The sequence below is a fragment of the uncultured Gimesia sp. genome (assembly GCF_937919775.1).
In the GTDB taxonomy this organism is placed as follows: domain Bacteria; phylum Planctomycetota; class Planctomycetia; order Planctomycetales; family Planctomycetaceae; genus Gimesia.
On the sequence record NZ_CALFPF010000018.1, the window covers coordinates 1 to 8,658 of the forward strand.

Annotated in this window: 7 protein-coding genes and 1 tRNA gene; 6 read left to right on the forward strand and 2 right to left on the reverse strand. The window is 51.1% G+C overall.

Features of this window, described 5'->3' with window-relative positions; all coding sequences use genetic code 11:
- The first annotated feature begins 99 nt into the window (after positions 1 to 99).
- From Q0294_RS00440 to Q0294_RS00465, 6 genes are all read left to right on the forward strand, one after another.
- Positions 100 to 474: a BlaI/MecI/CopY family transcriptional regulator gene (locus Q0294_RS00440; RefSeq protein WP_299459497.1), complete on the forward strand. Its 375-nt coding sequence runs from the start codon at positions 100 to 102 to the stop codon at positions 472 to 474.
- Positions 471 to 1,625: a M56 family metallopeptidase gene (locus tag Q0294_RS00445; protein ID WP_299459499.1), complete on the forward strand. Its 1,155-nt coding sequence runs from the start codon at positions 471 to 473 to the stop codon at positions 1,623 to 1,625. The genes Q0294_RS00440 and Q0294_RS00445 overlap by 4 nt, the downstream gene beginning before the upstream one ends.
- Positions 1,626 to 1,857: 232 nt before the next feature.
- The gene (locus tag Q0294_RS00450) at positions 1,858 to 3,948 is read left to right on the forward strand and encodes an LTA synthase family protein (protein WP_299459501.1); all 2,091 of its coding nucleotides are present in this window, start codon (positions 1,858 to 1,860) and stop codon (positions 3,946 to 3,948) included.
- 374 nt (positions 3,949 to 4,322) lie between these two features.
- Positions 4,323 to 5,390, forward strand: a complete 1,068-nt coding sequence (locus Q0294_RS00455) for a phosphatase PAP2 family protein (protein WP_299459504.1) — start codon at positions 4,323 to 4,325, stop codon at positions 5,388 to 5,390.
- A 145-nt stretch (positions 5,391 to 5,535) separates the two neighbouring features.
- Positions 5,536 to 6,021 carry a DUF6717 family protein gene (locus Q0294_RS00460; RefSeq protein ID WP_299459506.1) on the forward strand — a complete coding sequence of 162 codons (486 nt, stop codon included), beginning with the start codon at positions 5,536 to 5,538 and terminating at the stop codon, positions 6,019 to 6,021.
- 143 nt (positions 6,022 to 6,164) lie between these two features.
- A tRNA-Arg gene (locus Q0294_RS00465) sits at positions 6,165 to 6,238 on the forward strand.
- Between the two features lie 13 nt (positions 6,239 to 6,251).
- Here the strand turns inward: Q0294_RS00465 and Q0294_RS00470 are convergent.
- Together Q0294_RS00470 and Q0294_RS00475 are read right to left on the reverse strand one after the other, a co-directional pair.
- Positions 6,252 to 7,469, reverse strand: a complete 1,218-nt coding sequence (locus Q0294_RS00470; protein WP_299459509.1) for a site-specific integrase — start codon at positions 7,467 to 7,469, stop codon at positions 6,252 to 6,254.
- A gap of 145 nt (positions 7,470 to 7,614) precedes the next feature.
- Complete coding sequence (locus Q0294_RS00475) at positions 7,615 to 8,352, reverse strand: hypothetical protein (protein ID WP_299459512.1); 738 nt, start codon at positions 8,350 to 8,352, stop codon at positions 7,615 to 7,617.
- Positions 8,353 to 8,658 lie beyond the last annotated feature (306 nt).

Consider the following 8,658-nt stretch of genomic DNA (forward strand, 5'->3'; position numbering starts at 1 on the left):
GATTTGACATAATAATACGTGACCCGCGAGGCCACGCCCTGTTTTTGACTTCGATTACGACAATGCACTTGAGATCCATTCGAGTGAAAGGATTGTTTTATGGCAAAACTACATCTGACAAAATGTGAACTCGAAGTCATGGATGTCGTCTGGCGGAAAGGACGCGCCACCGTTCAGGATGTGGTTGATTCACTTGAACGCCCGCTGGCGTATACGACCGTGATGACGACACTGAAAATTCTGGATGAGTCACGCAGAGTCGTCCGCAGAAGGAAAGAAGGCCGCGCCTATGTGTATGAACCGGTGGTCTCGCGCGAGAAAATCAGCCGCAGTATGACCGATGATCTGACCAAGCGACTGTTTGGCGGTTCGGTGAAGTCGCTCGTACTCAGCCTGTTCGAAAGCGATTCCATGTCGCAGTCGGATATTGAGGAATTGAAACAGGCGATTCAATCACTGGAGAAAGACGCATGACGTCAACACAGTTTCTTGAGCTGGTCGTGTCGCTCTCCGTACAGGCGACGATTGTGATTATCGTGGCCCACTGGCTGGGACGGCTGGTGAACAGCGAACGCCTGCAGTGCCGCCTCTGGACCGTCTGTTATGTGGTCCTGCTGCTGCTGATCGTCGTTGCTCTGCTGTTTCCCCACCCTCGATTATTCCAACCCTGGGCCGCCATTGGTACGCAGAATGTAACCACGCTCGTGACCATCGAAATGCAGGTGGGACGCGCCCTGTTTTTTGTCTGGCTGGCGGGCGCGGTGATTTCTCTGACGGTGTTTACGATCCGCTCTTTTCAGGTGAATCGATTTCTGAAAACCTGCCAGTCGATTGATCCCGAGGAATTCATTTCCCCTGAAAACCGGAATGAAATTCCTGGAATCTCTGAGCGTCCGCTGAAGCAGCGAATTCAGTTGTTAACCAGTTCCCGGCTGACGACTCCGTTTTGCTCGCAATTTCACTTTCCTTATATCGTTGTACCCGAGTACCTGCTCGGATTTGAACGCCAGAAATTTAACTTTATCATCCGCCATGAACTGGAGCATCTCAAAACCGGACATCCGCTGCAGTTGTTCCTGCAGCGTCTGGTGGAAGTGATCTTCTGGTTTCATCCGATGGTCTGGTGGGCCTCGCAGGAGTCTGCGCTCAGTCGTGAATTTGCTTGTGATGAGGCAGCCATTGATTCGCCGTCGGAGATTGCATCGTATTTGCGAACGTTGCTGACCATCATTGAGTATAGCGCCTCGCAGGCGGACGAGACTCCGACACCGCTGGCGTTTGGCCGCGGTAAGAGTATCGTTGCCAAACGCGCCCGTCGACTCACGCAAATCGCCAGGTGTAACCAATTGAACCGCCGCACCCCTGTTTCAGGTTCAGCGGCGACATTCAGCCTGTTAATGGCGGCTGTTTTGATTGGTTTTGTGTGGTTACCCGTTGATGCGCTGGCCTCACCTCGTGCCAACTGGTCCCCCTGGCCGAGCTGGACCGCGGGGGCATTGCATGACTTCGGCTTTTCCCTTAATGATTTTGATGCCTATGGAGGTCGAATTGAAGTACACGAATTGTTTGAACATGAAGAACTTGAGGATAGGCAGAAAGTAACGCGCCAGCACCACCGTGAATGATTCTGTTTTTTTACTGTGTAATACTAAACGTTTAGGAGTTGCGGTTCCTGCGGAGGCAGGTATCTGCAGGTTCTGAAATCAAAGATCGTCTGAAGAATTTTTATTTATCATTAACTACTAAAGAATTCGGAGTTTCGGTGCATGCTAAATCGAAGCTCCTCCTGAATGACTTCAGTGACAACCGACCTGCAATAAATCAGAGATGAGACTTTCGAAGAAGGATTTTCGATCAATGTCAAATATTTCACTATCATCGGATGCGATTCCCCATCTGTCAAAGTCAGAGCAGCATGCAGCGGATCTACGCTCAAATAAAGTTCTGGAAACGCATTCCGGACTGTTTGCTACCGTACGGATCTGGTGTTCTGCGTTATCGGAATGGCTGGGCCGGTATTCCGTGATCGCCATCATTTTTGCGATTACTGTTTCCTACCTGCTGCTGCTGCGAACCGTGATGGTGGTTACCTATGCGGATTTTGAAAAACTCTCCCTGTGGCAGGGACTCAGTCTGTTTTTGGTCGGATTACAGTTCGATGTACTGGTCGCGCTGTGTTTCGTGCTACCTCAGTTAATGCACATCACTCTCGTTTCCAACAGCAGAGTTCAAGGGAAGACGAGCCGCCTGTTATTAGACGGGGCATGGATTATTGCCTTTATGTTCCTGCCGTTCCTGTGCATTGCGGAATTCATTTTCTTCGATGAATTTCAGTCACGACTGAATTACATTGCCTTTGAATACATCGTTTATCCCACTGAGGTGTGCTGCAACATCTGGCAGTCGTATCCGCTGATCGAGCTTATGGCCACGGTCGGCCTGTGTGGTGGAAGTCTCTGGTTTCTGTTCCGGAAACGCTTCCACAGCAAAATCGCGACACCTATGCCTTGGAAGCGGCGTTATGGTTTTCTGGCAGTCTGTCTCACCGCAATCATGGTCCTGTGGACGGCAACGGGCGCGGAAAGTCGTCAGGTTTCTCGCGACCGGGTTGCAAACGAGTGTACCTGGAACGGTTTATACAGTTTTGTGTACTACGCCTGGACTTGCCGGTTCGACTTCAAAGAGAACTATGTCACCATTGGAAAGTCTGAGGTAAATCAGCGGTTGAGACAGCAGATTGTGGGAGAGCATGACGAACTGACACAGGGGTCGAATAATCCCGTCGACCGCATTGTGGATACGGGGAGACCCCAACAGGATTATAACGTTGTCCTGATTCTGGAAGAGAGCCTGGGTTCTGACTTTATCGGAGTTTTGGGTGATGGCCGTAAGCTCACCCCGAACTTCGATGCGCTGACCCGCAAAGGGATTTTGTTTGACAATTTTTATGCCACGGGAAATCGAACCGCGCGTGCACTGGAGGCGGTGCTGACCTCCATGCCGCCGATTCCCACGGAATCGATTCTCAAACGAGATCATTCCGATCGTGTCTATACGCTGGCGAACGTTCTCGCCGAGCGTGGTTACGAGCGTTTGTTTATGACGGGGGGGCGTGGTCTGTTCGATGGCGTCCGTTCCTTCATGAAGTCGAATGGTTTTAACCGGTTCATTGAGCAGTCAGACATCGACAACCCCATCTTTGCGAATGCCTGGGGAGTTAGTGATGAAGACCTGTTCCGCAAGGCGCTCGGCGAACTCGACAGCATGCACAAAACCGGGCGTCCGTTTTTTGCCACACTGCTCACCGTTTCCAATCATCGACCTTACACTTACCCGGAAGGGCGAATTCCTGAGAACACGCAATCGCGTGAAAACGCAGTCAAGTATGCCGACTGGGCACTGGGCTATTTCTTTCGTGAAGCACAATCGCACGATTTTTACAAAAATACGATCTTTGTTGTGATGGGTGACCACGGAGCCCGTGTGACCGGCAGCCAGCTGTTTCCCATGAGTTCCTATCGAGTACCGGTATTAATGATTCAACCGGAAGGCAAAGGCCAGGGAACACGCTGCAGTACACTGGCTTGCTCGCTGGATATCGCACCGACCATTATGGGGCGGCTGGGCAGTGACTATCGGTCGGTCTTTTTCGGTTACGATGCGCTTCAGAAAAATCCGAAAAAAGGGCGTGCCATCATGCAGCATAACCACGATGTGGCGCTGCTCGATGCCGGGAATCGCATGGTCGTGCTCGGGTTCGGCAAATCGGCGGAAAGCTTCAAACTGGATCGGTCCAGCCATCAACTGAATCAGCAGGCTGCACCCGACTCGGAACTGCAGCATGATGCCACATCCTATTTTCAAGCGGCCTTCGAACTTTACTATTCCGATCGATGGTTTCCTCATTTCAGTTTAACCACGAGAAATGAGGTTAATGCTCTTAATTGAAAAATTCCAGGATCATGATCGGGTTACTCCAAACCTGATAAGGTTGTCCTCATAGATACGAACGGTTGCCTCGAGCGCTCCGGGCAACTTTGGATTACTCTCGTCCCGTATTTGTGAATCCGGCACCGTCCCGCATTTTTTAATTCCTTCTCACTTCTCAGCTCGACATCTCCCTTCACTGCTTCCCCTCGTCCTCGACTGCACTTCTTTAGCTGCCCGTCTTCAATACATCACAATTAATGAAATCACATTCAGCGCTGACATTGCATACAAGAGATGCACCAGGCCGGTTGCGAGGATTCCAGATTCTGGTCTCCCTGTGTGTGACTGCGCTTCTGCTGTTGTCAGGTTGCGCGAGCACGGGTGTCGGGCGTATGAAATCGTCTCTCTCAGGCGATGCACCACAAACAAGCCCCGTCACCGGAGAGCGACAGACACACCAGCAGGTCACACAGTCACGTGAAACCGATGACCCGCTTAACGTGGATAATACAGAGGGGGGAACGGCCAATTCCGTTGGCACCGGTGCCTCTGATCCGGACTGGCTCCCTATGTCCCCGGAGGAGATCTTAGCGCAAGCCGACTCGGATGAGGTGTTGGCGGATGATTTCGGTGAAAGCGACGATTCGACGGCAGTGGATACGGTTGAGGGATTTCTCGAGAACGAGACTCTAGATGAAACCGACGATCCTGATTCGGTTTTCGGTAGCGACCTGGATGTGGAACGGCTGACGCTCTGGAGTCGGGTGAAACTCGACCATGCTAACTACTACTCGAAAGAGTCACTGACCTGGTTAGCGGGGGGATTCGGCGTGGGGGCCATTATCGCAAATACGTCGCTGGACGGCGGAATCCAGAATCACTTTCAGATCAGTGTGCACAGTGCCAGTTCGGACGAATGGCTGCATGGATTACACGCGCAAAAAGAACTGGGCAATGGTCGCTACACACTGCCGGCTTACGCGGCCGCCTGGGTCGCAGGAAAACTGTTTGAGCGGGTTCCGATGGCGGGGATCGCAGGCGAATGGGGCGAACGTTCGCTCCGGGCCACTCTGGTTGGTACGCCTCCCATGCTCGCGATGCAATACATCACCGGTGCCTCGCGCCCGGGCGAGACCAGTTCCAATGGCATGTGGAAACCGTTCCAGGATAATAACGGGGTCAGTGGCCACAGCTTCATGGGGGCCATCCCGTTTCTGGCGGCGGCCAAGATGACCGATAAACCGCTGCTCAAGCTGGCGTTTTATGCCGGTTCCACGCTGGCTCCGCTGTCCCGCGTTAACGACAACAGGCATTATCCGTCGCAGGTATTCCTCGGCTGGTGGATGGCCTGGATCGCGACCAACGCCGTCGATGCCACGCAGCATGCAGATCAATACTGGTCCGTGTTCCCGATGACCTGGCCCGGCGCGACCGGCGTCGGAGTTGAATACCGTTATTAAAGTCCTGACGGTCAACAAGATTTAAACAGCGTGATAATGTTTAGCAATTTTCCTGACTGTCCGTTAAACTGTCGTTTGAAGGACGTCTGATTGCGAGAGACGTCTGATAGCGAGATAAGACAGCATTTCAAACGAGGGACAAATGATGTCGAGCGAGATAATCGAACAAACTCAACCACGCTTTCAATGGCGACGTGTGAGCCTGTTAATTCTGGGGCTGGTGGTGGTCTCTGTCGGCATCGCGTGGAAGTATAACTTACTGAGATTATCGGGACCCGGTCAACGCGAAAACGCGATCATGGTAATCGCCCCCTATCGGCATCAGGGGACGTGGGTCTTTGATGACAATTCGGCAGGACTGGTGCAGGAGCCCTTTGTGGCGGGGGTGCCTGAAATGATCGACGTGATCGTGAAGGATATCCCGACTGCCGACGAAGGCTTTCGGCTCTTGTTCTCGGCAAAGCCGTTTCCCGAGTACCAGAAAAAACTGATCTGGCTGCGCGGCGATCAGGGGGGCAACTATTACCGGTTTGAAGATTCCGAAATGGAAGGCTGGATCTGCCCGGCCATGTTCAAATATTACGAGACCGCACCGAAAGAACTTTACGTCAAAGCCGAACCGAAAGCTTAGAAGTTCTCTCAATCTAACGGATGATTCTGAAGGGAAGCGGACGATCAGGACTTCCGCTGACATTTTTCGTGTCATAACGAAAACCGCGGAATCAGTCGTTTGACGAATCACCAGAGCCCCTACTATAGTAGGACCATTCATCAGCCCCCGTAGCTCAGTTGGATAGAGCAATGCTTTCCTAAAGCATAGGTCGCAGGTTCGAACCCTGCCGGGGGTGTTCAAAAACGCCTTTATTTACAGGCTTTCGCTTGCTTGCTGGGTTTTACATTTTCTGCGTTTTGGTCACTGGTCACAAGATTGGTCACAGAGTCGGCATCGGCTCCCCAGATCACGTCTGCTGCCTTCTGAGCATTCCGGCCAATGTAGTATTTCATCGTCGTATCAATGTCAGAATGACGCATCAGCAGCATTAGAACGTCCGGCATCACCTTGAGAGACCAACGCTCACCAAATGAACGCCGCAGGTCATGAGCAGACGCATAGCGGGGTTTCCGCTTGCCTGTTTCCTTGTCGATGTTTCCTTTATCACCGACGACCACGTTAGCCTTCTCGCCAATGTCGGCAATCTGCTTGGAAATCGTAGACGGTAGCATTCGTTCGGCTCGTTTCTTCCGGGCCTGTGGATTGAATACCGGGCCGGTTCGCTCGTCCTCTGGTACTTCCTGCAGGAGAGCAGCGAATTCAGGAACGATCGGAAGCAATCGGTCTTTGTTTCCCTTTTCTGACTCCATGCGAATTCTGAGCATAGGACGTTTACCAGTGAGATCAATTGATAGTTTGTCTTCTCGATCCCAGTACAGGTCTAAAGACTCTGCGAGACGCAATCCAGAGCACCACAAGCCCCGCAAATGAAACCGCCATGATTCGGCCTGATCTTTGCCGCAGATACTCGGAACGGCTTCCAGCATCCGTTCTAACTCTTCCAAGCAGAGAGGGCGCCCACGCATCGCCTTTTCTTCTCGAATGCGTTTGAACTTTGGGAAATTCGGAACACTGGGAAGCATACCGATTGAGTGTGCCCAGTTCAGAGCAGACTTGATGTAGATCAAATAACCCTTTATGGTCACTTCCTCGAGTCCGGTTTCCCGTAGATCCTTTACCATTTTGCTGATTGCGTCCGCATCGACTTGAATCAACAGGTTCGGGTTAATGATCGATTCAACGTGCCGAAATATAACCTGTGCCTTATTCACTGACTCGATAGCGAAACCGGGCATTACCTCTGTTTCGTATCGTTCTTTGAAGTCTGCCCACTTTGTCTTTGACTGGTCGTAATAGCTGCCCTCGTTTATTTCCTTTTCCAGTCGCAGCGCGAACCGTTCCGCATCACGCTTGATTTTCGTTTTGGTACTCTTGCGACGTTCCCGAAATGTAACCGGATCAGTCCATCGGGCATAATAATTGTCGCTATTGTCTCTTTTGATCACCGTTACCTTTATACTCGCCATTGCCGTTTCCCCCTTTTGTGGTCTGTTTACGAATGGTATCAGTCGCCTTTGCCTTGCATCGCGTTAGAGTGCATCCTGTGCGATTCTGGGAGGTGTGAAGAATCCCAGTCTGATACGAATACCAGACGGGGAAACGATAGACTGCTTACTCTTTGTGTGTCTCGCATCCGATGGAATACATGATAAACGCCCTTTGTGGTCTTCCCTGACTGGCAGATAATCTGCTGTTGATCAGATCCAACCCCTTAGCCGCTTCACTTTCTGTCCCCATGAGAACGAATTTCGTTGGTGGGAGTTCGTACGCGCTTGCTGGTTTCCATTTCTGGTATCCAGGCACATTAACGCAAATAATCCCTTGCCTGTCCGACCGTTTCTTGATTCTGATGTACCATGACCAAACCGAACCGCCATTACGTTTCTTCAGGATATCTCGATTCAACATAGCTGCCACTTCTGAAGCAATCTTGAAGTTATTGAACCGTTTTGCGTTTGGCGGTATTGCGCTGGTCGATCCTGGTTCCCATTCACGGGGAACATCGACGTAGTAAATCGGCCAACCTTCAGCCCGTTCTGCTGACTGTTTGACTGGCTGCGTGTTTTCCCAGTCGGTTGACTGCTGGAATAATTGCTCTACTGGGGTTTCGTGAAGAGTAGAGCAGACGCAAGAGGGATTGAGGGAAGTGTGCATAAGAGACACCTTTCTTTGCGCAGAGAATAGCGCATGAAAAAAAGTGCAAACCTCGACGTGCTGCTTCAAAGGCGGTGTAAAATCCGCCCCGGACGCCTTACGGTTAGTCGCACACCGCGTAGAGGTTTGCACTCTGTTTTTTACTTTGTTTTTTGAAATTAACTTTACATGCATCGCTGCTTTATGAGCCTGCATTGTTATCTGCTGACCGCATCCTGTCAACACATATCCCCGGCCATTGTTCAGGTATAAACCAGCATGTTTTTTCGTGTTTTGGTTTCTGTAACAATGTAACAGTGTAACGTAACAGCGTAAAACGCTTGGTTCAGGCGTTACTGTTACGAGAGTACCTCGAAAACCACCGTTCCTGATTGAATCCCCGCTGACTCTGTTCACCACCGTTGTCATCTCCTATCAAAAATGCCCTATCTTGCCTGGTTTTTTTAAAACTTGCCAAAAAATATAGATGAAAGTAGTGGTGGTTCCGTCCCTCAAAAGCCG

Excerpts from the sequence above, each read along its gene's own strand:
- Q0294_RS00440 (WP_299459497.1), top strand. The coding sequence starts at position 100 with ATGGCAAAACTACATCTGACAAAATGTGAACTCGAAGTCATGGATGTC.
- Q0294_RS00460 (WP_299459506.1), top strand. The coding sequence starts at position 5,536 with ATGTCGAGCGAGATAATCGAACAAACTCAACCACGCTTTCAATGGCGA.
- Q0294_RS00455 (WP_299459504.1), top strand. The coding sequence starts at position 4,323 with ATGAAATCGTCTCTCTCAGGCGATGCACCACAAACAAGCCCCGTCACC.
- Q0294_RS00470 (WP_299459509.1), bottom strand. The coding sequence starts at position 7,469 with ATGGCGAGTATAAAGGTAACGGTGATCAAAAGAGACAATAGCGACAAT.
- Q0294_RS00450 (WP_299459501.1), top strand. The coding sequence starts at position 1,858 with ATGTCAAATATTTCACTATCATCGGATGCGATTCCCCATCTGTCAAAG.
- Q0294_RS00445 (WP_299459499.1), top strand. The coding sequence starts at position 471 with ATGACGTCAACACAGTTTCTTGAGCTGGTCGTGTCGCTCTCCGTACAG.
- Q0294_RS00475 (WP_299459512.1), bottom strand. The coding sequence starts at position 8,352 with ATGCAGGCTCATAAAGCAGCGATGCATGTAAAGTTAATTTCAAAAAAC.